Here is a 22,112-nt window from a genome sequence, read left to right as displayed (position 1 = left end):
TGGGCTAACGCCCGAGGCGAAGCCGATTTCAGTCAGGCCAACGTACCGCTCCAATATTTCTGAAAGGGCAGAAGGGGTATGTCCCGTTCACTCTGGCTGCAACTTTCCCTCAAAAGATGAGTTTCTGATAAAGAAAGCAGATCTGCTTTCAGGGATGTAGACCGTAACGTGTGTAGGGTAGTGGGCACCTGATTCCGGACACAGCGTTAGTTTCTTCTCGGATTAAGCGGTTGCCTGGTCCGTTATTGAAAAGGGTCGCCGGATCCATTAATGCGTCGAATAGTCACTAATGTCCCAAAGCTGTGGTGTTCCACGTGGAACACCGGTCGCAAGTTTTCTCAGCTTCAACACGCACACAGTTGTTGAGGGTGACCACGTCGATGTAAGCACGGCAGTCGCTGTGGAACGTCGCTCCTCGTTTCACTCAGAAATCTGCCACCTTACCCCATGCTGAACCGTGGAAACGGTCTGGGTGATAAGGTTTAGGATCAACGATAGGGGCGACACCACTGACAATGTCAGCGATCAGATGACCTGCTCCTGGTCCAATACCGAAACCATGGCCGCTGAATCCGGCGGCGAGGACGAGGCCGGGCAGGCTGGCGATTTCACCGATCCCGGGCACACCATCAGGTGTGCTGTCGACATAACCAGCCCAGGCTGCGTTGACCGATGATTGCTTGAGAGCGGGGACCATCGCCACCGCGCGCTTGTAGGTCAACTCCACCGCAGAGGTATCTACCTTGGGATCGAGTATGCGCATCTTCTCCATAGGTGTCGGTTGGTCGAGACGCCACTTGCCACGGCCCTCGTGACCTGAGCGCAAGCCTTCCAGACCTCCCGGCGCCAGATTGCGCCAACGGCGCCCAAACATGGGCAGGAACTGCGCAGCAAACCCGAACAACTGTGGGGTAGGATCAACCCTTCCACGGCCACTGATTGCCAGAGTGTAGCTACCGTCATGACGGCGAGTCATGGAAACATTTGAAGTATGCAATGCTGGCACCAACTCACCGGTCGGCGGGGACACTGACATTACCGTCTGGCGAATAGTGGCTTGGGGAAAACTGATACCGTACTGGCGACAGAACGAAGAAGCCCATGCGCCTCCGGCAAGTACCGCGAGCCGGGTACGAATGGTGCCGTGCTCGGTGACCACGGCAGACAATCGCCCACCTTCGGTTTCCAGCCCCCGAGCGGCGCAACCTTGATGCACGGTGCCGCCCAGCGCCATGATCGCTCGCGCAACAGCTGGTGCTGCACGAGATGGATCGGCAGTACCATCCGTAGGCGCATAGACTCCGCCCTTCCATTGCTTGCCTGTAGCCTTGCCGCGTTCAGCGGCCTGCTGGGCGGTCAACATGTAAGTCTGGACACCTACAGTACGGGCAAATTCTCCCCAGCGCGCCCATCCCGCAAGTTCTTTCTCGTCGTTGCTCAAGTAAAGCAGGCCACAGCGGGTGAAGCCTGTCTGCTCGCCGCTCTGCTTGGCAAACTGCTCCCACAGGTCCAGGCTTTTGGTTGCCATCGGCAGCTCCCGGGCATCCCGATTCTGCTGCCGGCACCACCCCCAGTTACGACTCGATTGCTCGGCACCGATACGGCCTTTTTCAACCAGAGCGACCTTCATGCCGCGCAGGGCGAGGTAGTAGGCGGTGAAGCTGCCTATTATGCCGCCGCCAATTACAACTACATCCGCCTCCAAGGGAAGCTTGGGGGAGGTCTCGACGGGGATCAGAGGTGCGGGCATTTTTGCTATTCCTGCCAATATCGTAGTGATACGTGCAGCCTTGAGCGGCTGCGATATTGATCAGGTTAATCGCTCAGCGAAATCATCTGCGCTGAAGTTCTCCGCGCAAACGTACGGATCGACTGTTTTGGCCACTCTAAACGGCAGATTCATTCAACGATCGTTGCGACACAGGATAGGCCTGAAAGACACTCAAATGAAAAAGGCCAACCCTGGGGTTGGCCTTATCAAGCCGAAATCACCATGGAGGGATAACGGCTAGCTTTTCTGTGAAGCTACACGTCCATCAGAAGTCCAGGTTGGACACTGCCAGCGCATTGCTCTCGATGAAGTCACGACGTGGCTCAACCGCATCACCCATGAGGGTGTTGAAGATCTGGTCAGCGCCAATGGCGTCTTCGATCGTCACTTTCAGCATACGGCGCACACTTGGGTCCATCGTGGTTTCCCACAATTGGTCCGGGTTCATTTCACCCAGTCCTTTGTAGCGCTGGATGGTGTGGCGCTTGGTGCTTTCGGCCATCAACCAGGCGAGGGCTTCCTTGAACTCGGTGACAGGCTTCTTGCGCTCGCCACGTTGTACATAGGCACCTTCTTCCAGAAGTGTGCTGATCTGCAGTCCCAGAGCGGTAACGGTCTTGTAGTCATTGCTGCCGAAGAAGTCACGGTTGAAGGTGACGTAGTTCGACAGACCATGAGAGATCAGTTCTACCTCTGGTAGCCAGACGTTACGTTCACGGTCTTCACGCAGGCTGGCCTTGTAGACCAGACCCGATTTCTCGCCGGTGCGCAGACGCGCGTCGAACAGTGCCAGCCATGCCTGCATGCCCTCGTGGTCGGACAGTTGCTCCAACGAGATCGGCGGCAGGTAGACGAAGTGTTCGGTCAGTTCCTGTGGATAAAGACGCGACAGACGCTTGAGAGTCTTCATGACCATGCGGAAGTCATTGACCAGTTTCTCCAACGCAGTACCAGAGATGCCCGGTGCCGATTCGCTGAGGTGCAGGCTGGCGTCTTCGAGGGCCGATTGGGTCATGTACTCTTCCATGGCCTCGTCGTCCTTGATGTACTGCTCCTGTTTGCCTTTCTTGACCTTGTACAGCGGTGGCTGAGCGATGTAGATGTAGCCACGCTCGATCAGCTCAGGCAACTGACGGAAGAAGAAGGTGAGCAGCAGGGTGCGGATGTGCGAGCCGTCGACGTCAGCATCGGTCATGATGATGATGTTGTGATACCGCAACTTGTCGATGTTGTACTCTTCACGGCCGATGCCACAGCCCAGCGCGGTGATCAAAGTGCCCACTTCCTGGGAAGAGATCATCTTGTCGAAACGCGCTTTTTCAACGTTCAGGATCTTGCCCTTGAGTGGCAGGATCGCCTGGGTTCTGCGATTACGCCCCTGCTTGGCTGATCCGCCAGCAGAGTCCCCTTCCACCAGGTACAGTTCGGAGAGGGCAGGGTCCTTCTCCTGGCAGTCGGCAAGCTTGCCCGGCAAGCCAGCGATATCCAGCGCACCTTTGCGGCGAGTCATCTCGCGAGCCTTGCGCGCTGCTTCGCGGGCACGGGCTGCGTCGATCATCTTGCCAACGACGGCTTTGGCTTCGTTCGGGTTTTCCAGCAGAAAGTCGGAGAAGTACTTGCCCATCTCCTGTTCCACTGCAGTTTTGACTTCGGACGAAACCAGTTTGTCCTTAGTCTGCGAGCTGAATTTCGGATCAGGTACTTTGACCGAAATGATCGCAGTCAAACCTTCACGCGCATCGTCGCCGGTGGTCGCGACCTTGTGCTTCTTGGCCAGACCTTCCTGCTCAATGTAGTTGTTCAGGTTACGCGTCAACGCGGAACGGAAGCCCACCAAGTGAGTACCGCCATCACGCTGCGGAATGTTGTTGGTGAAGCACAGCAGGTTCTCGTTGAAGCTGTCGTTCCACTGCAGGGCAATTTCGACACCGATTCCATCATCACGCTGGATGTTGAAGTGGAACACTTCGTTGACCGGCGTCTTGTTGGTGTTCAGGTATTCAACGAAGGCACGCAGACCGCCTTCGTATTTGAACAGCTCTTCTTTGCCGCTGCGCTCGTCCTTGAGGACAATGCCAACACCGGAGTTCAGGAAGGACAGTTCGCGAATCCGCTTGGCCAGGATGTCCCAGCTGAAGTGGATATTCTTGAACGTGTCAGCAGAAGGCTTGAAGTGGATCTGAGTGCCCGTGGTGTCACTTTCACCGACGATTTTCATCGGTTCCTGTGGAACACCATGCACGTAGGTCTGTTCCCAGATCTTGCCGCTACGACGAACCGTCAGCAGCAGAAGTTCTGAAAGGGCGTTAACAACCGACACACCTACACCGTGCAAGCCGCCGGATACTTTGTAGGAGTTGTCATCGAACTTACCGCCAGCGTGGAGCACGGTCATGATGACCTCGGCTGCCGACACGCCTTCTTCTTTATGCACGTCTACCGGAATACCGCGGCCGTTGTCGCGCACGGTGATAGATTCGTCTGGATGGATGATGATGCTGATGTCGTCGCAATGGCCTGCCAATGCTTCGTCGATCGAGTTATCAACCACCTCGAACACCATGTGGTGCAGACCGCTGCCATCGTCTGTATCACCGATGTACATTCCGGGACGCTTGCGTACGGCATCAAGTCCTTTCAGCACCTTAATGCTGGACGAGTCGTACGTTTGGTTTTCGCTCATGCAATCACTCCCGATGGTCGTGGGTCTGGGTGATACGGCCTTGTTCCACGTGGAACAAAGCGACTGGCGTTTCCGTCTGCCAGCCTTCCCTCAAAAATTCTTGATCTACACAGGTGATAAACACCTGGCAGCGTAATTCTTCCAGCAAGCGGCAAAGCGCGCGTCGATGGTTGTCATCCAGTTCGGAGGGCAAGTCATCCACCAGGTAAATACACTGGCCGCGACGGACCTGGCTGACCAAGTGTCCCTGAGCAATACGCAATGCGCAGACCACCAACTTTTGCTGACCGCGAGACAATATATCCGCCGCGTTATGAGCGCCTAATCTAAGGCGCAGGTCAGCTCGTTGTGGTCCAGCCTGGGTGTGGCCCATTTGCTGATCACGATGCAGGGAAGAGGCGAGCACTGTACTCAGCTCTTTTTCCTTGTCCCATCCTCGGTAATAGCTCAGGGTCAAACCTTCAAGCTCAACAAGTTCGCTCAAAGTCTGTTCAAAAACGGGCTTCAATGCCTTGATATAGGCGCGACGGAATTCATCTATTTCGTCACTTGCCGAGCACAGCTCTCGGTCCCATGCCGCCTGTGAAGCGGCGTCAAGTGTACCATGCCGAAGCCACGAGTTTCGCTGCTTGAGGGCCTTCTGCAGGCGCTGCCAAGTGACCATGAAGCGAGGTTCCACGTGGAACACTCCCCAATCCAAAAACTGCCTGCGTATCTTCGGAGCACCTTCCAGCAATCTGAAGCTGTCCGGATTGATCAGTTGCAGCGGCAATATTTCAGCAAGCTGAGCGGCACTTCTCGCATTCTGCCCGTCAATACGAATCTGGAATTCGCCTTGTCGGTCGCGCGAAACTCCGAGATTGCTGTGACCACCTTGCGCAAGATCGACCTGTCCGAAGACGGTGCAGGAGGGCTGCTCGTACTGGATGACAGGAAGCAGTCGACTGCTACGAAACGAACGCGCGATCCCCAGCAGGTGGATGGCTTCCAGAACACTGGTTTTGCCACTGCCGTTTGCGCCGTAGAGGATATTGATACGCGGGGAGGGGGAGAGGGTCACCGGGTGCAGATTGCGCACCCCGGTGACCGAGACGCGACTAAGAGACATCTAGGTTGCGCTGGACATGAAGTTACAGACGCATCGGCATGACAACGTAGGCGGAATCGTCGTTATCCGACTCTTGCACCAAGGCGCTGCTATTGGAGTCCGACAGAATCAGACGTACCTGCTCGGTCGTCATCACACCCAACACGTCGAGCAGATAGCTCACGTTAAAACCTATCTCCAGCGAATCGCCGTTGTACTCGACGCTGATTTCTTCCTCTGCCTCTTCCTGCTCTGGGTTGTTGGCCTGAATTTTCAATTGACCACTGGCCAATTGCAGGCGGATACCGCGGTACTTCTCGTTGGACAGAATTGCGGTGCGACTGAACGCTTCGCGCAATGCCTGACGGTCACCCAGCACCAGTTTGTCGCCGCCTTTGGGCAACACGCGCTCATAATCCGGGAATTTTCCATCGACCAGTTTGGAAGTGAAAGTGAACTCGCCGGTAGTCGCGCGGATGTGATGCTGACCCAGAACGATGCTGACCATACCGTCCTGCTCAGTCAGCAGGCGCGCCATCTCGAGAATGCCTTTGCGCGGGACGATCACCTGATGACGATCGGCATGTTCGATATCGGCAGACATCGAGCACATCGCCAGGCGGTGACCGTCAGTGGCGACGGCGCGCAAAATACCGGCACTCACTTCAAGCAGCATGCCGTTGAGGTAGTAGCGAACATCCTGCTGGGCCATCGCAAAGCTGGTGCGTTCAATCAGGCGGCGCAACTTGCTCTGCACCAGATTGAAGGTCAGCGAGCCCGGGCCTTCTTCCACTGTCGGGAAATCATTGGCAGGCAACGTGGACAGAGTAAAACGGCTACGACCTGCCTTGACGATCAGCTTGGAGTCATCGAGTTTGATATCGATCAGCGCGTCATTGGAAAGGCTTTTGCAAATGTCCATGAGCTTGCGCGCAGGAACCGTGATTTCTCCAGGTTCAGCGGGCTCTTCCAGCTGGACGCGGCCAACCAGTTCGACTTCCAGATCCGTACCGGTCAGCGACAGTTGCTGACCTTCGACGACCAGAAGCACATTGGAAAGAACCGGCAAGGTCTGGCGGCGTTCTACCACGCCGGCGACCAATTGCAGGGGTTTCAACAGGGCTTCGCGTTGAATGGTGAAATGCATGGTCTAGTCCCTTGCCTTAATAAGCTGCACTGGCGTTATCACGTAGTCAGAGTGCGCAGCAGGTTCTTGTAGTCCTCGCGGATATCCGCATCGGATTCCTTGAGCTCGTTGATCTTTCTGCAGGCGTGCAAGACAGTCGTATGGTCCCGACCACCAAATACGTCACCGATTTCCGGGAGACTGTGGTTGGTGAGTTCCTTGGAAAGCGCCATTGCAACCTGGCGAGGCCGGGCAACAGAACGGGAACGACGCTTGGACAGCAGATCGGAGATCTTGATCTTGTAGTACTCGGCGACAGTACGCTGAATGTTATCCACACTCACCAGCTTGTCCTGCAACGCCAGCAAATCTTTCAGCGATTCGCGAATCAGTTCGATGGTGATGTCGCGGCCCATGAAATGCGAGTGAGCGATGACACGCTTGAGCGCGCCCTCCAGCTCTCGAACGTTGGAGCGAATCCGCTGGGCAATGAAGAACGCCGCGTCATGAGGCAGATCGACCTTGGCCTGATCCGCTTTCTTCATGAGGATAGCCACGCGGGTTTCCAGCTCCGGAGGCTCGACAGCAACTGTCAGACCCCAGCCGAAACGCGACTTGAGTCGTTCTTCAAGGCCTTCGATTTCTTTCGGATAGCGGTCGCTGGTCAGAATGACCTGTTGCCCGCCCTCCAGCAGCGCGTTGAACGTGTGGAAAAACTCTTCCTGTGAACGTTCCTTGCGAGCAAAAAATTGAATGTCATCGATCAGCAATGCATCGACTGAACGGTAAAAGCGCTTGAACTCGTTGATTGCATTGAGCTGCAAGGCCTTGACCATGTCTGCGACGAAGCGCTCCGAGTGCAGGTAAACAACCTTGGCGTTCGGATTCTTCTTCAGCAGGTGGTTACCCACAGCATGCATCAAGTGGGTTTTACCAAGACCTACACCGCCATAAAGGAACAGCGGGTTATAGCCGTGCTTGGGATTATCGGCAACCTGCCAGGCTGCAGCGCGTGCCAGCTGGTTGGATTTACCCTCGACAAAATTCTCGAACGTGAACGTGCGGTTCAGGTAACTGGTGTGCTTGAGCGCGCCTTCGACCTGCACGGTACGTTGCTCCGCACGAGCGGGTGCCTGTTGCGAGCTGGCACCAGCCATTGGGTCGAAGCTGTCGCGTGAAGGCTCATCGTGTGCTGCAACGTTCTGAACCGGTGCAGGCACCGCGACAGGAGCAGCCGGAGCAGCCGGAGCAGCCATGGCGGGTGCAGACGACGAGACGCTGCTGACCGAATTGGCAGACAGCGCCTGGGACGCCGCGGCAGCTAATGGCGCATTCGGAGCGGCACGCGGTGCAGAGCTGCGCTTGCTTCCTATTAATAAGGAAAGGGCAGGCGCCATGCCTTGGCCATGCTCGCCAAGAAGCTCCAGCAAACGGCCGAGGTATTTTTCGTTGACCCAATCGAGAACAAAACGATTCGGTGCGTACACACGCAACTCGTCGCCTTCGGCTTCGACCTGTAGCGGACGGATCCAAGTGTTGAATTGCTGGGCAGGCAGCTCATCGCGCAAAAGCTCCACGCACTGCTGCCAAAGTTCCACTGACACGGATATCCCCTGAGTTGAAAGCCGGTGAGGCAAAAACAGCCGCCATTGTAACGATCCGCAGACGACTTATCCACATGTAGGTTGCTCACAGGCAGCTATAAATCAACGATTTATGCAGTGGTCACACGACAAACGGTCAAATCGTGAGCTCTGTGGATAACCCCTCTTCAGCCCATTGCATAAGTCAGGGTTAAACTCTGTGCATAACTCGCCTGTGGATAAAACCGCATTCCATGCACAGCTTTTCCGACCGTGTGGCACAGGCAAAGCACCGCTTCTGGACAACCTTTCTTTTCGCTGTACACATTGAATTACAAGGGCTATAGGATGTTATCCACAGAAAACAGCTACGTAAGAGTTATAAGCTTTATAAAGAAGCTTTAAATACTCTCTTCTTTTTATTTCTATAACTGACACGAGCCCGACTGCTCCAAATCGAGTGCCAGCGGGAAATTACCTATAAAAGACGCGTATGAAGAAAAGCTGGTTGGAAATTGACCTGCGGGCCTGCTTTCTCTAGAATCCCCGGTCTCTTAAAACGGGGGCCATTCCGGCCCGTAGTGGACGAACCAGGTAACACGCCATGAAACGTACTTTCCAACCCAGCACTATCAAGCGCGCCCGCACCCACGGTTTCCGTGCACGCATGGCCACCAAAAACGGCCGCGCAGTCCTTTCGCGTCGTCGTGCCAAAGGCCGTAAGCGTCTGGCAGTTTGATAAATCGGCACAGGAGGTGAGTCGAGACTTCAGTCGGGAAAAGCGTTTGCTGACTCCCCGGCATTTCAAGGCAGTCTTTGACTCCCCTACCGGCAAGGTTCCGGGGAAAAATCTCCTGCTCCTTGCGCGCAACAACGACCTTGATCATCCCCGTCTGGGGCTGGTGATAGGTAAAAAGAGCGTCAAGCTCTCCGTCGAGCGCAATCGCTTGAAACGCCTGATGCGCGAATCATTTCGCCAACACCAAGACAGTTTGGTCGGTTGGGATATCGTTATCGTCGCGCGTAAAGGTTTGGGTGACGTAGAAAACCCTGAACTGATTCAGCATTTCGGCAAGCTCTGGAAACGTCTGGCGCGTAGCCGACCCATTCCGGAAGAAAAATCCGAACCTGCAGGGGTAGACAGTCCAGATGCGTAAACTGGCACTCGTTCCGATCCAGTTTTATCGCTATGCCATTAGCCCGCTGATGGCCAGTCACTGTCGTTTCTACCCCAGTTGCTCCTGCTACGCGTATGAAGCCATCGAAAATCATGGCCTTTTGCGCGGTGGCTGGCTGTCAATTCGTCGCCTGGGTCGCTGTCACCCATGGAATCCCGGTGGTTATGACCCGGTTCCAGCTGTCCCCACCTCCCGTTCTTCTTCGATGGCCGAGTAATCATGGATATTAAACGCACGATCCTGATCGTCGCCCTGGCAATCGTGACCTACGTCGGGGTTCTGAAATGGAACCAAGACTATGGCCAGGCTGCCATGCCGACCCAGAATGTTGCAGCCAGCACCACCGCACCGGGTATTCCGGATACGGCCGCTGGTACTAATGGTTCTGCAAGTGCCGATGTTCCAAGCGCAAGCGCTACGGCCAATACGGCTGCAGCACCTCTTGAAACTCCGGCCGTAGCCAGCAAAGACCTTATCCACGTCAAGACCGATGTGCTCGATCTGGCGATCGATCCGGTGGGTGGCGACGTTGTTCAGCTTCGTTTGCCTCTGTACCCGCGTCGTCAGGATCGTCCTGACGTTCCGTTTCAGTTGTTCGACAACGGCGGCGAGCGTACTTTTCTGGCACAAAGCGGCCTGACCGGGACCAATGGTCCTGATGCACGCGCTGCCGGTCGTCCGGTTTACACCTCCACACAAAAGACTTATCAACTGGCTGACGGCCAGGACACGATGGTCGTGGATCTGAAGTTCTCGGAAAACGGCGTCAACTACATCAAGCGCTTCACCTTCAAGCGCGGTCTGTACGATCTGGTCATGACCTACGTTGTGGATAACCAGAGCGCACAACCCTGGGCCGGTAATCTGTTCGCGCAATTGAAGCGTGACGCCAGCTCCGATCCTTCTTCGACGACTGCTACCGGTACGGCCACCTATCTGGGTGCTGCCCTGTGGACGGCGGCCGAGCCGTACAAGAAAGTGTCGATGAAAGATATCGACAAGGGCCAGGTCAAGGAAACTGTCCAGGGCGGTTGGGTGGCATGGCTGCAGCACTACTTCGTGACTGCGTGGATTCCGGATCACAACGCCACCAACGCTGTTCAGACCCGCAAAGACAGCCAGGGCAACTACATCATCGGCTTCACCAGCCCGACTCTGTCGGTTGCACCCGGTGCACAAGGTGAAACCAGCGCTACCCTGTATGCAGGTCCAAAAAGCCAGGCGGTACTCAAAGAGTTATCCCCAGGTCTGGAGCTGACCGTCGATTATGGTTTCCTATGGTTCATTGCCCAGCCTATCTTCTGGCTGCTGCAACATATCCACGCCATTCTCGGTAACTGGGGCTGGTCGATCATTGTTCTGACCATGCTGATCAAAGGCCTGTTCTTCCCGTTGTCCGCAGCCAGCTACAAGTCGATGGCACGCATGCGCGCCGTGGCTCCCAAGCTTGCACTGCTGAAGGAACAACATGGCGATGATCGCCAGAAGATGTCCCAGGCAATGATGGAGCTGTACAAGAAAGAAAAGATCAACCCGCTGGGTGGATGCTTGCCGATTCTTGTCCAGATGCCGGTTTTCCTTTCGCTGTACTGGGTACTCCTGGAAAGTGTGGAAATGCGTCAGGCTCCCTGGATCCTGTGGATAACCGACCTGTCGATCAAGGACCCGTTCTTCATCCTGCCGATCATCATGGGCGCGACGATGTTCATCCAGCAGCGTCTGAACCCGACTCCGCCGGACCCGATGCAGGCCAAGGTCATGAAAATGATGCCAATCATTTTCACGTTCTTCTTCCTGTGGTTCCCTGCCGGTCTGGTTCTGTACTGGGTTGTGAACAACACCCTGTCGATCGCTCAGCAGGCTTACATCACTCGCAAGATCGAAGCGGCTACCAAGAAAGCAGCTGCCTGATCTAACCTGTGAATAAGTTCTACAAGACGCCCCCTCGTGGGGCGTTTTGCTATCCGTCATTTGTCCGGGAGCCGGAGCATGAACGTTCCTCGTGAAACCATTGCCGCCATTGCCACAGCCCAAGGGCGTGGTGGTGTCGGTATCGTCCGGGTGTCAGGTCCTTTGGCCAGCAAGGCTGCTGAAGCCATTATTGGCCGGACGCCAAAGCCACGATTTGCCCATTACGGGCCTTTTGTCGACGAAGCCGGACAGACCCTCGATGAGGGGATCGCGCTGTATTTTCCGGGGCCCAACTCATTCACCGGCGAAGACGTACTTGAGCTTCAGGGCCACGGCGGCCCCATCGTTCTGGACATGCTGCTGCAGCGCTGTCTGCAATTGGGTAGCCGCCTGGCACGGCCGGGAGAATTCAGTGAGCGTGCGTTCCTCAATGACAAACTCGATCTTGCCCAGGCAGAAGCCATCGCTGACTTGATTGAGGCAAGTTCTGCACAGGCAGCGCGCAATGCACTGCGCTCGTTGCAGGGCGCTTTTTCGCGGCGTGTGGATAACTTGACCGAGAAGTTGATCAGCTTGCGCATCTATGTGGAAGCTGCAATCGACTTCCCCGAGGAGGAAATCGACTTCCTTGCCGATGGCCATGTCCTGAATATGCTAGATGACGTGCGTGCTGAGTTATCCACAGTGTTGCGTGAAGCGGGGCAGGGTGCCCTGTTACGCGACGGGATGACCGTTGTGATTGCCGGGCGTCCCAATGCAGGCAAATCCAGCTTGCTGAATGCTCTGGCGGGCAGAGAAGCGGCCATCGTCACCGAGATCGCCGGTACTACGCGCGATGTGTTGCGTGAACATATCCACATCGACGGGATGCCGTTGCACGTCGTAGACACAGCAGGCCTGCGTGATACCCAGGATCAGGTAGAAATGATCGGCGTGCAGCGCGCACTCAAGGCCATCGGTGAAGCTGACCGGATTCTGCTGGTTGTGGATGCAACGGCACCCGAGGCTGCCGACCCGTTTGCTCTGTGGCCGGAGTTCCTTGAGCAACGTCCGGATCCGGCGAAAGTCACGCTGATCCGCAACAAGGCAGATTTGAGTGGAGACCACATTGATCTGCAAACCAGCGTAGATGGCCACGTCACTATCAGCCTGAGCGCCAGGTCAGAGGGCGAGGGGCTTGAACTGCTGCGTGAGCACCTCAAGGCCTGCATGGGCTATGAGCAAACCTCGGAGAGCAGCTTTAGCGCACGTCGACGCCATCTTGAGGCACTGCGCCATGCCAGCGACTCGCTGGAGCACGGCAGGGCTCAACTCACCCTGGCAGGCGCTGGAGAGCTACTGGCCGAAGACCTTCGTCAGGCACAACAAGCGCTTGGCGAGATTACCGGCGCATTCAGCTCCGACGACTTGCTTGGCAGAATCTTCTCCAGCTTCTGCATCGGCAAGTGACTACCGCTGAATGAAGTCAGGCGTGACCCGCACCGGGGTCATGCCTTTTCAGGCGTCACAAGACGCTTTTTTAGTCGCGTCGTTATCCACACGGTCTGCCATTTCCCCACTAACGTTCCCCACATGCTGAATTTGCCTAACAAAAATCCTCGGCGAAGCGATTTTCTGCGCCTGATTTTTGCTGACTGGGCGCTTTTATGCAGATTAAGCCCTGTGAATAACTGCCCTTCAGCTCGGTGGGTAAGCAGGGTGCAAACCTGAAGATAAACTGCCCTGTGGACAAGTGGCTATCTTATCAACAGGCTCAAGTCGGTTATCCAACCCCCTCATCCCTACATGAACACAGACTTTTGATTCTCTGTACACATTGAATATAAAGGCTTGTAGAGATCTATCCACAGAAATCATGCTCAGTAAGAATAAACATAAAAACAAGGCTTTATAAACTTTCTTTCCTTTTTATTTTCTTTATTCGTGAGTTTTCCACAGCTGGTTAAATTTTGTCCAACGGGTTTCATTCAGGTGGGGTAAGTCCCTATACTTGTCAGCTATCCCAATTTCTCATCGACAACAGGCACGAGGTGCGTGGTGGATTTCCCTTCCCGTTTTGAAGTGATCGTCATCGGTGGCGGTCATGCCGGTACCGAGGCCGCACTGGCGTCGGCGCGCATGGGTGTCAAAACCCTGCTGCTGACGCACAACGTGGAAACGCTCGGCCAGATGAGCTGCAACCCGGCCATCGGTGGCATTGGCAAAAGTCACCTGGTCAAGGAAATCGACGCCCTTGGCGGTGCGATGGCCATGGCTACTGACAAGGGTGGCATCCAGTTCCGTGTGCTGAACAGTCGCAAGGGCCCGGCTGTACGGGCTACTCGTGCTCAGGCAGATCGCGTGCTGTACAAGGCAGCCATCCGCGAAACGCTGGAAAATCAGCCGAACCTGTGGATATTTCAGCAAGCCTGTGATGACCTGATCGTCGAACAGGACCAGGTGCGCGGTGTAGTGACCCAAATGGGGATGCGCATATTTGCCGATTCGGTTGTATTGACCACCGGTACATTCCTGGGTGGACTTATCCACATCGGCATGCAGAACTACTCTGGCGGACGCGCAGGCGATCCTCCATCGATCGCACTGGCTCACCGCTTACGTGAACTGCCACTGCGGGTAGGTCGCTTGAAAACCGGGACGCCGCCACGCATTGATGGCCGCTCGGTCGATTTCTCGGTGATGACCGAGCAACCGGGTGATACGCCGATTCCGGTCATGTCGTTCCTGGGCTCCAAAGAACAACATCCGCCGCAGGTCAGTTGCTGGATTACCCACACCAACGCCCGGACTCACGAAATCATTGCGTCCAACCTTGATCGATCGCCGATGTATTCCGGCGTGATCGAGGGGATTGGCCCGCGCTACTGCCCTTCGATCGAGGACAAGATCCACCGGTTTGCCGACAAGGAAAGCCATCAGGTCTTCATCGAACCAGAGGGGTTGACCACGCACGAGCTTTATCCGAACGGTATCTCCACATCGTTGCCATTTGACGTGCAACTGCAGATCGTCCAGTCGATTCGCGGCATGGAGAATGCACACATCGTTCGTCCTGGTTACGCCATCGAATATGACTATTTCGACCCTCGTGATCTGAAATACAGCCTGGAAACCAAGGTTATCGGCGGTTTGTTCTTTGCCGGTCAGATCAACGGCACAACCGGTTATGAAGAGGCCGGTGCCCAGGGTTTGCTGGCCGGGACCAATGCCGCGCTGCGCGCACAGGGTCGAGACAGCTGGTGCCCGCGTCGCGATGAAGCGTACATCGGCGTTCTGGTCGACGACTTGATCACGCTCGGTACGCAAGAGCCTTACCGGATGTTCACGTCCAGGGCCGAATACCGGTTGATCCTGCGTGAAGACAACGCGGACCTGCGACTCACCGAAAAAGGCCGCGAACTGGGTCTGGTCGACGATGCCCGCTGGGCTGCGTTCTGCACCAAACGCGAAAGCATCGAGCTGGAAGAACAGCGCTTGAAAAGTACCTGGGTGCGCCCGGGTACCGCGCAGGGCGATGCGATTGCAGAGCACTTTGGCACGCCGCTGACCCACGAATACAATCTGCTCAACCTGCTGACCCGTCCGGAAATCGACTATGCCAGTCTGATTGCCCTTACCGGGCAGGGCTGCACTGACCCTCAGGTAGCCGAGCAGGTCGAGATCAAGACAAAATACGCCGGTTACATTGACCGCCAGCAGGACGAAATCGCCCGTCTGCGCGCCAGTGAAGACACGCGTCTGCCGGAAGACATCGATTACGCCGCGATATCCGGCCTGTCGAAAGAAATCCAGAGCAAGCTGGGGATAACTCGGCCAGAAACACTCGGACAGGCTTCGCGCATTCCTGGCGTTACGCCGGCGGCTATTTCGCTGTTGATGATTCATTTGAAAAAACGCGGCGCGGGCCGTCAGTTGGAGCAAAGCGCTTGAGTTCTATGGTCACCCCGCAACACGCCCAAGAGTTATCCACCGGTGCCCGGGAATTGGGGATCGACCTCAGTCCGGCGCAGCACGAGCAATTGCTGGAGTATCTGGCGTTGTTGATCAAGTGGAACAAGGCCTACAACCTGACTGCGGTACGCAACCCGGACGAAATGGTATCGAGGCATCTGCTCGACAGTCTCAGTGTGGTGCCCTTCATCGAAGGTACACGCTGGATTGACGTCGGCAGCGGCGGTGGGATGCCTGGCATTCCCATGGCCATCCTGTTTCCGGAGCGCAAAGTGGCGCTGCTGGACAGCAACGGCAAGAAGACCCGGTTTCAGACCCAGGTCAAACTGGAGTTGAAACTGGATAATCTTGAAGTTATCCACAGCCGTGCAGAAAACTATCAGCCTGATGCGCCGTTCGACGGGATCATTTCCCGTGCATTCAGCAGCCTTGAAGACTTCACCGGCTGGACTCGCCATATGGGCGACGTGAATACACGCTGGCTGGCAATGAAAGGGCTGCATCCTGACGATGAGCTGGTAGCATTGCCCTCGGATTTTCACCTCGATAGCGCACACGCCTTGACCGTTCCGGGTTGCCAAGGCCAACGCCATCTGCTGATACTGCGCCGCACGGCATGACTGGGAACACAAGCAAGAATGGCTAAGGTATTCGCGATAGCGAACCAGAAAGGTGGGGTCGGCAAGACCACCACATGCATCAACCTCGCCGCATCGCTGGTCGCGACCAAGCGCCGTGTGCTGCTGATCGATCTCGATCCCCAGGGCAACGCGACCATGGGCAGCGGTGTGGATAAACATAACCTGGAAAACTCCGTCTACGACCTGTTGATCGGCGAATGCGATCTGGGCGAAGCCATGCAGTTTTCCGAGCACGGTGGTTATCAACTGCTTCCGGCCAACCGTGATCTGACGGCGGGTGAAGTGGTTCTGCTGGAAATTCAGATGAAAGAGAGTCGTCTGCGCAATGCGCTGGCGCCGATCCGCGAAAATTACGATTACATTCTCATCGACTGCCCACCTTCGTTGTCGATGCTGACCCTGAACGCGCTGGTTGCGGCAGACGGGGTAATTATCCCCATGCAGTGCGAGTATTTCGCGCTCGAGGGTCTCAGCGACCTTGTGGATAACATCAAGCGCATCGCTGAACTGCTCAATCCGCAGCTGAAAATCGAAGGTTTGCTGCGCACCATGTATGACCCGCGTCTGAGCCTGATCAACGACGTTTCGGCACAGCTCAAGGAACACTTTGGCGAGCAGTTGTACGACACGGTGATCCCGAGGAACATCAGGCTGGCCGAGGCGCCGAGTTTCGGCATGCCGGTGCTGGCGTATGATAAATCGTCTCGCGGTGCGCTGGCCTATCTGGCCCTGGCAAGTGAACTGGTTCGTCGTCAACGTCGCGGCGCAAAAACCGCTCAGCCAACCTAAGGAATTCCCATGGCCGTCAAGAAACGAGGTCTCGGACGTGGGTTGGACGCACTTCTGAGCAGTCCAACCGTCAGTTCGCTGGAAGAGCAGGCCGTCAAGGCTCCGCCAAGTGAGTTGCAGCATGTGCCGCTGGACCTTATCCAGCGCGGCAAGTATCAGCCGCGCCGCGACATGGATCCTCAGGCGCTCGAAGAACTGGCGCAGTCGATCAAGTCACAGGGTGTGATGCAGCCGATCGTGATTCGGCCTATCGGCGACAACCGCTTTGAAATCATCGCCGGTGAACGCCGTTGGCGTGCCAGCCAGCAGGCAGGTGTCGAGACAATCCCGGCGATGGTCCGTGATGTTCCGGACGAGACCGCGATTGCGATGGCGTTGATCGAGAACATTCAGCGCGAAGACCTCAACCCTATCGAGGAGGCCATGGCGCTGCAGCGCCTGCAGCAGGAGTTTCAACTGACCCAGCAGCAGGTGGCGGATGCCGTCGGCAAGTCGCGTGTCAGTGTGGCCAACCTGTTGCGCCTGATTGCCTTGCCTGAAGCCATCAAGACCATGCTGTCCCACGGCGACCTGGAAATGGGGCATGCACGCGCCTTGCTCGGTCTGAGCGAAGATCGGCAGGTCGAAGGTGCGCGACATGTTGTCGCACGCGGGCTTACCGTGCGCCAGACTGAAGCACTGGTCAGGCAGTGGCTGAGCGGTAAGCCGGAGGCTGCCGAACCAGTCAAGGCCGACCCTGATATCAGCCGCCTCGAACAGCGTCTGGCCGAGCGTTTAGGCTCTGCGGTGCAGATTCGCCACGGACAGAAGGGCAAAGGCCAATTGGTCATCCGATACAACTCGCTGGATGAGCTGCAAGGAGTGCTCGCTCACATCCGCTGAAACAATTGCTCTGTAGCGTATAGTCGGAAATCACTACCCGACTGTTGAATAGGGGCTGAACCGCCCCTATACTCTGCGCGCATTTTGTCGGCACAAATTATGCCAAGTTATTGATTATGGCGACCGACATCAAAGGAGCAGTTGCGATGGAATCCCGCATGCCAGACCGCTTGCCGTTCTATCGCCTGGCGGTTTTTCCGCTATTGCTGGCTCAATTGATCGTGCTGCTCATGGCCGCATTGGTGCTATGGCAGTGGCAAGGAGTCGTTGCAGGATATTCGGGACTCTGTGGAGGCCTGATAGCCTGGCTACCCAATTTATACTTTGCTCACAAGGCATTCCGGTTTTCCGGGGCCAGAGCAGCGCAAGCCATCGTGCGGTCGTTCTACGCCGGCGAGGCAGGCAAACTGATTTTCACGGCAGTGCTTTTTGCATTGACGTTCGCAGGTGTGAAGCCACTGGCACCGCTGGCGGTATTCGGTGTGTTCATGTTGATCCAGGTGGTCAACTGGTTCGCTCCCCTGCTTACGAGAACAAGACTTTCGAGACCTTAGGGCGTTTGAGGCAACCATGGCAGAGCAAACAGCTTCGGGCTATATCCAGCACCACTTGCAGAACCTTACATTCGGGCACCTGCCCAATGGCGAATGGGGCTTTGCCCACACCGCAGCAGAAGCCAAGGAAATGGGTTTCTGGGCCTTCCACGTCGATACCCTTGGCTGGTCGGTTGCGTTGGGTCTGATTTTCGTTCTGATCTTCCGCATGGCGGCCAAGAAGGCAACTTCCGGTCAGCCTGGCGCACTGCAGAACTTCGTCGAAGTGCTGGTCGATTTCGTCGACGGCAGCGTGAAAGACAGCTTCCACGGCCGCAGCGCGGTTATCGCGCCACTGGCGCTGACCATTTTCGTCTGGGTTTTCCTGATGAACGCGGTCGACCTGGTACCGGTGGACTGGATTCCGCAGCTGGCGATGCTGATTTCGGGCGACGAGCACATTCCGTTCCGTGCCGTTCCGACTACTGACCCGAACGCCACGCTGGGCATGGCCCTGTCTGTGTTCGCACTGATCATTTTCTACAGCATCAAGGTCAAGGGCATCGGCGGTTTCATCGGCGAACTGACCCTTCACCCGTTCGGCAGCAAGAACCTGTTCGTTCAGGCGCTGTTGATCCCGGTCAACTTCCTGCTGGAATTCGTGACGCTGATCGCCAAGCCTATTTCTCTGGCTCTGCGTCTGTTCGGCAACATGTATGCTGGCGAGCTGGTCTTCATTCTGATCGCCGTGATGTTCGGCAGCGGTCTGTTGTGGCTCAGCGGTCTGGGTGTAGTGCTGCAGTGGGCGTGGGCTGTTTTCCACATCCTGATCATCACCCTGCAAGCGTTCATCTTCATGATGCTGACCATCGTCTACCTGTCGATGGCTCACGAAGATAACCATTGAGATTCGTCTCAGGACGTGTCTGATGACCGTCTCGCCATCGGCGGGACGGTGCCCGCAAGGGCTGATGTAGAAACGATTTTGTTTTACCGCTTCAATTAAAAAAACCTAACCAATACGACGTAAAAGTCGGGAGGAAAGATGGAAACTGTAGTTGGTCTAACCGCTATCGCTGTTGCACTGTTGATCGGCCTGGGCGCACTGGGTACTGCAATCGGTTTCGGCCTGTTGGGCGGCAAATTCCTGGAAGGCGCTGCGCGTCAGCCGGAAATGGTTCCAATGCTGCAAGTTAAAATGTTCATCGTTGCGGGCCTGCTCGACGCCGTGACCATGATCGGTGTTGGTATCGCTCTGTTCTTCACCTTTGCGAACCCCTTCGTTGGTCAACTCGCTGGCTGATCACTCGAATTTTCGAGTTGATTGGTGTGATGGACAACGAACGAGCGAGGTGTTGGCGTGAACATTAATGCAACCCTGATTGGCCAGTCCGTTGCGTTCTTCATTTTTGTGATTTTCTGCATGAAGTTCGTGTGGCCTCCGGTCATCGCGGCTTTGCACGAACGTCAGAAGAAGATCGCGGATGGACTGGACGCTGCTTCCCGAGCAGCTCGCGACCTGGAGCTGGCCCAAGAGAAAGCGGGTCAACAACTGCGCGAAGCTAAGGCTCAAGCAGCTGAAATCATTGAGCAAGCCAAGAAACGCGGTACTCAGATTGTCGACGAAGCCCGTGAAACGGCACGCGTTGAAGCTGACCGTGTGAAGGCCCAGGCTCAGGCCGAGATCGAGCAGGAACTGAACGGTGTCAAAGACGCCTTGCGCGCCCAGTTGGGCAGCCTGGCAGTCAATGGCGCAGAGAAGATTCTGGGTGCCACAATCGATCAAAACGCGCACGCGGAGCTGGTTAACAAACTGGCTGCTGAAATTTAAGCGAGGGCGATCATGGCAGAACTGACCACGTTGGCCCGACCTTACGCGAAGGCGGCCTTCGAGCACGCGCAGGCCCACCAGCAGCTGGCCAATTGGTCAGCCATGCTCGGCCTGGCTGCTGCGGTGTCGCAAGACGACACCATGCAGCGCATGCTCAAGGCCCCGCGACTGACGAGCGCACAAAAGGCCACCACTTTTATTGAAGTGTGTGGCGAAAAGTTCGATGCCAAGGCACAGAATTTCATTCACGTCGTTGCTGAAAACGACCGCCTCCCGCTTCTGCCGGAGATCGCCGAACTGTTCGACCTGTACAAGGCCGAGCAGGAAAAATCGGTCGATGTGGATGTCACCAGTGCTTTCGCATTGAACCAAGAACAGCAAGACAAACTCGCCAAGGTTCTCAGTGCACGGCTCGGCCGGGAAGTGCGCCTGCATGCTGCGGAGGATGCCTCTCTCATAGGGGGTGTCGTAATCCGCGCCGGCGACCTGGTTATCGATGGCTCAGTTCGTGGCAAGATCGCGAAACTAGCCGAAGCATTGAAATCTTGAGTTTGAAGGGGCAGCAGAGCAATGCAGCAACTCAATCCTTCCGAAATAAGTGAAATCATCAAGGGTCGCATCGACAAGCTCGATGTAACCTCCCAAGCCCGTAACGAAGGCACAGTCGTCAGCGTGTCTGACGGTATCGTGCGGATTCACGGTCTGGCCGACGTAATGTACGGCGAGATGATCGAGTTTCCGGGCGGCGTCTACGGTATGGCGCTGAACCTTGAGCAAGACTCCGTGGGTGCCGTTGTACTGGGCGCTTACACGACTCTGGCTGAAGGCATGAGCGCCAAGTGCACCGGCCGCATCCTCGAAGTTCCGGTTGGTAAGGAACTGCTGGGTCGCGTTGTCGATGCACTGGGTAACCCAGTTGACGGCAAAGGTCCGCTGAACAACACCGAGACCGATGCGGTCGAGAAAGTTGCTCCAGGCGTGATCTGGCGTAAGTCGGTAGACCAGCCTGTACAGACTGGCTACAAGGCTGTCGATGCAATGATTCCTGTCGGCCGTGGCCAGCGTGAGCTGATCATCGGTGACCGTCAGATCGGTAAAACCGCTCTGGCCATCGACGCAATCATCAACCAGAAGAACAGCGGCATCTTCTGCGTCTACGTAGCAATCGGTCAGAAGCAATCGACCATCGCCAACGTTGTTCGCAAGCTCGAAGAAAACGGCGCACTGGCTAACACCATCGTCGTGGCTGCAAGTGCTTCCGAATCCGCTGCGCTGCAATTCCTTGCACCGTACTCGGGTTGCACCATGGGCGAGTTTTTCCGCGACCGCGGTGAAGACGCGCTGATCGTTTATGACGATCTGTCCAAGCAAGCAGTGGCTTACCGCCAGATTTCCCTGCTGCTGCGCCGTCCACCAGGCCGTGAAGCTTACCCAGGCGACGTGTTCTATCTCCACTCCCGTCTGCTGGAGCGCGCATCGCGTGTTTCCGAAGAGTACGTAGAGAAGTTCACCAACGGCGCAGTGACCGGCAAAACCGGCTCGCTGACTGCACTGCCGATCATCGAAACCCAGGCTGGCGACGTTTCCGCGTTCGTTCCGACCAACGTGATTTCCATCACCGACGGTCAGATCTTCCTGGAATCGGCCATGTTCAACTCCGGCATCCGTCCGGCTGTGAACGCCGGTGTTTCGGTATCTCGTGTGGGTGGTGCCGCTCAGACCAAGATCATCAAGAAGCTTTCCGGTGGTATCCGTACCGCTCTGGCTCAGTACCGTGAACTGGCGGCATTCGCCCAGTTTGCTTCTGACCTGGACGAGGCGACCCGCAAGCAACTTGAGCATGGTCAGCGCGTTACCGAGCTGATGAAGCAGAAGCAATACGCACCAATGTCGATCGCTGACATGGCGCTGTCGCTGTATGCCGCTGAGCGTGGGTTCCTGACTGACGTCGAAATCGCCAAGATTGGCAGCTTTGAACAAGCGCTGATTGCTTACTTCAACCGCGATCACGCCGATTTGATGGCGAAGATCAACGTGAAGGGTGACTTCAATGACGAAATCGATTCTGGCATGAAAGCCGGCATCGAGAAGTTCAAGGCCACCCAAACCTGGTAAGCCGCAGCGGGGGCCGCAAGGCTCCCGCTTG

At 56.2% G+C, this 22,112-nt stretch carries 20 protein-coding genes; 15 read left to right on the top strand and 5 right to left on the bottom strand.

Annotated elements, in window-relative coordinates:
- Positions 1-424 precede the first annotated feature (424 nt).
- The 5 genes from RYA97_RS24355 to dnaA form a co-directional block, all read right to left on the bottom strand.
- Entirely contained in the window at positions 425-1,750 is a 1,326-nt protein-coding gene (locus tag RYA97_RS24355; protein ID WP_005743955.1) for an NAD(P)/FAD-dependent oxidoreductase, read from the bottom strand.
- A gap of 286 nt (positions 1,751-2,036) precedes the next feature.
- Positions 2,037-4,454, bottom strand: a complete 2,418-nt coding sequence (gene gyrB, locus RYA97_RS24350; protein WP_010199585.1) for a DNA topoisomerase (ATP-hydrolyzing) subunit B — start codon at positions 4,452-4,454, stop codon at positions 2,037-2,039.
- Between the two features lie 4 nt (positions 4,455-4,458).
- Positions 4,459-5,562, bottom strand: coding sequence for a DNA replication/repair protein RecF (gene recF / locus RYA97_RS24345; RefSeq protein ID WP_005730098.1), 1,104 nt, complete (start codon positions 5,560-5,562; stop codon positions 4,459-4,461).
- Positions 5,563-5,584: 22 nt separating this feature from the next.
- The gene (dnaN, locus tag RYA97_RS24340) at positions 5,585-6,688 is read right to left on the bottom strand and encodes a DNA polymerase III subunit beta (protein WP_003367826.1); all 1,104 of its coding nucleotides are present in this window, start codon (positions 6,686-6,688) and stop codon (positions 5,585-5,587) included.
- A 38-nt stretch (positions 6,689-6,726) separates the two neighbouring features.
- Positions 6,727-8,271 carry a chromosomal replication initiator protein DnaA gene (gene dnaA / locus RYA97_RS24335; protein WP_016981473.1) on the bottom strand — a complete coding sequence of 515 codons (1,545 nt, stop codon included), beginning with the start codon at positions 8,269-8,271 and terminating at the stop codon, positions 6,727-6,729.
- Positions 8,272-8,854: 583 nt separating this feature from the next.
- Here dnaA and rpmH point away from each other — a divergent pair.
- The 15 genes from rpmH to atpA all read left to right on the top strand — a co-directional run bounded on the left by rpmH (position 8,855) and on the right by atpA (position 22,081).
- Positions 8,855-8,989, top strand: coding sequence for a 50S ribosomal protein L34 (gene rpmH, locus RYA97_RS24330; RefSeq protein WP_002551315.1), 135 nt, complete (start codon positions 8,855-8,857; stop codon positions 8,987-8,989).
- A 16-nt stretch (positions 8,990-9,005) separates the two neighbouring features.
- Complete coding sequence (rnpA, locus tag RYA97_RS24325) at positions 9,006-9,407, top strand: ribonuclease P protein component (RefSeq protein WP_002551314.1); 402 nt, start codon at positions 9,006-9,008, stop codon at positions 9,405-9,407.
- Positions 9,400-9,645, top strand: a complete 246-nt coding sequence (gene yidD / locus RYA97_RS24320) for a membrane protein insertion efficiency factor YidD (RefSeq protein WP_002551313.1) — start codon at positions 9,400-9,402, stop codon at positions 9,643-9,645. Before rnpA ends, yidD begins: the two co-directional genes overlap by 8 nt.
- 2 nt (positions 9,646-9,647) lie before the next feature.
- Positions 9,648-11,339 (top strand): membrane protein insertase YidC, encoded by a 1,692-nt coding sequence (gene yidC / locus RYA97_RS24315; RefSeq protein ID WP_002551312.1) that lies wholly within the window; start codon positions 9,648-9,650, stop codon positions 11,337-11,339.
- Between the two features lie 78 nt (positions 11,340-11,417).
- Complete coding sequence (gene mnmE / locus RYA97_RS24310) at positions 11,418-12,788, top strand: tRNA uridine-5-carboxymethylaminomethyl(34) synthesis GTPase MnmE (RefSeq protein WP_016981474.1); 1,371 nt, start codon at positions 11,418-11,420, stop codon at positions 12,786-12,788.
- A gap of 588 nt (positions 12,789-13,376) precedes the next feature.
- Positions 13,377-15,269: a tRNA uridine-5-carboxymethylaminomethyl(34) synthesis enzyme MnmG gene (mnmG, locus tag RYA97_RS24305; protein ID WP_005756465.1), complete on the top strand. Its 1,893-nt coding sequence runs from the start codon at positions 13,377-13,379 to the stop codon at positions 15,267-15,269.
- Positions 15,266-15,910 (top strand): 16S rRNA (guanine(527)-N(7))-methyltransferase RsmG, encoded by a 645-nt coding sequence (gene rsmG / locus RYA97_RS24300; RefSeq protein ID WP_016981476.1) that lies wholly within the window; start codon positions 15,266-15,268, stop codon positions 15,908-15,910. Before mnmG ends, rsmG begins: the two co-directional genes overlap by 4 nt.
- Positions 15,911-15,928: 18 nt before the next feature.
- Positions 15,929-16,720 carry a ParA family protein gene (locus RYA97_RS24295; RefSeq protein ID WP_117139777.1) on the top strand — a complete coding sequence of 264 codons (792 nt, stop codon included), beginning with the start codon at positions 15,929-15,931 and terminating at the stop codon, positions 16,718-16,720.
- Between the two features lie 9 nt (positions 16,721-16,729).
- Positions 16,730-17,602 carry a ParB/RepB/Spo0J family partition protein gene (locus tag RYA97_RS24290; protein ID WP_002555990.1) on the top strand — a complete coding sequence of 291 codons (873 nt, stop codon included), beginning with the start codon at positions 16,730-16,732 and terminating at the stop codon, positions 17,600-17,602.
- Positions 17,603-17,748: 146 nt separating this feature from the next.
- Positions 17,749-18,156 (top strand): F0F1 ATP synthase subunit I, encoded by a 408-nt coding sequence (locus RYA97_RS24285; protein ID WP_002555989.1) that lies wholly within the window; start codon positions 17,749-17,751, stop codon positions 18,154-18,156.
- Positions 18,157-18,172: 16 nt separating this feature from the next.
- A complete protein-coding gene (gene atpB, locus RYA97_RS24280; protein ID WP_002555988.1) occupies positions 18,173-19,042 on the top strand; it encodes a F0F1 ATP synthase subunit A in 870 nt (289 codons plus the stop codon).
- A 138-nt stretch (positions 19,043-19,180) separates the two neighbouring features.
- Positions 19,181-19,438: a F0F1 ATP synthase subunit C gene (gene atpE, locus RYA97_RS24275; RefSeq protein WP_002555987.1), complete on the top strand. Its 258-nt coding sequence runs from the start codon at positions 19,181-19,183 to the stop codon at positions 19,436-19,438.
- A gap of 57 nt (positions 19,439-19,495) precedes the next feature.
- Positions 19,496-19,966 carry a F0F1 ATP synthase subunit B gene (locus RYA97_RS24270; protein WP_002555986.1) on the top strand — a complete coding sequence of 157 codons (471 nt, stop codon included), beginning with the start codon at positions 19,496-19,498 and terminating at the stop codon, positions 19,964-19,966.
- A 12-nt stretch (positions 19,967-19,978) separates the two neighbouring features.
- The gene (locus RYA97_RS24265) at positions 19,979-20,515 is read left to right on the top strand and encodes a F0F1 ATP synthase subunit delta (protein WP_003315956.1); all 537 of its coding nucleotides are present in this window, start codon (positions 19,979-19,981) and stop codon (positions 20,513-20,515) included.
- Positions 20,516-20,536: 21 nt separating this feature from the next.
- Positions 20,537-22,081, top strand: a complete 1,545-nt coding sequence (gene atpA, locus RYA97_RS24260; protein WP_002555984.1) for a F0F1 ATP synthase subunit alpha — start codon at positions 20,537-20,539, stop codon at positions 22,079-22,081.
- Positions 22,082-22,112: the final 31 nt, after the last annotated feature.

Origin of the sequence: Pseudomonas syringae group sp. 26L6, assembly GCF_032587815.1 — a bacterium.
In the GTDB taxonomy this organism is placed as follows: domain Bacteria; phylum Pseudomonadota; class Gammaproteobacteria; order Pseudomonadales; family Pseudomonadaceae; genus Aquipseudomonas; species Aquipseudomonas amygdali.
The sequence above is the reverse complement of the archived record's forward strand: the minus strand, read 5'-3'. Positions and strand labels throughout refer to the sequence as shown.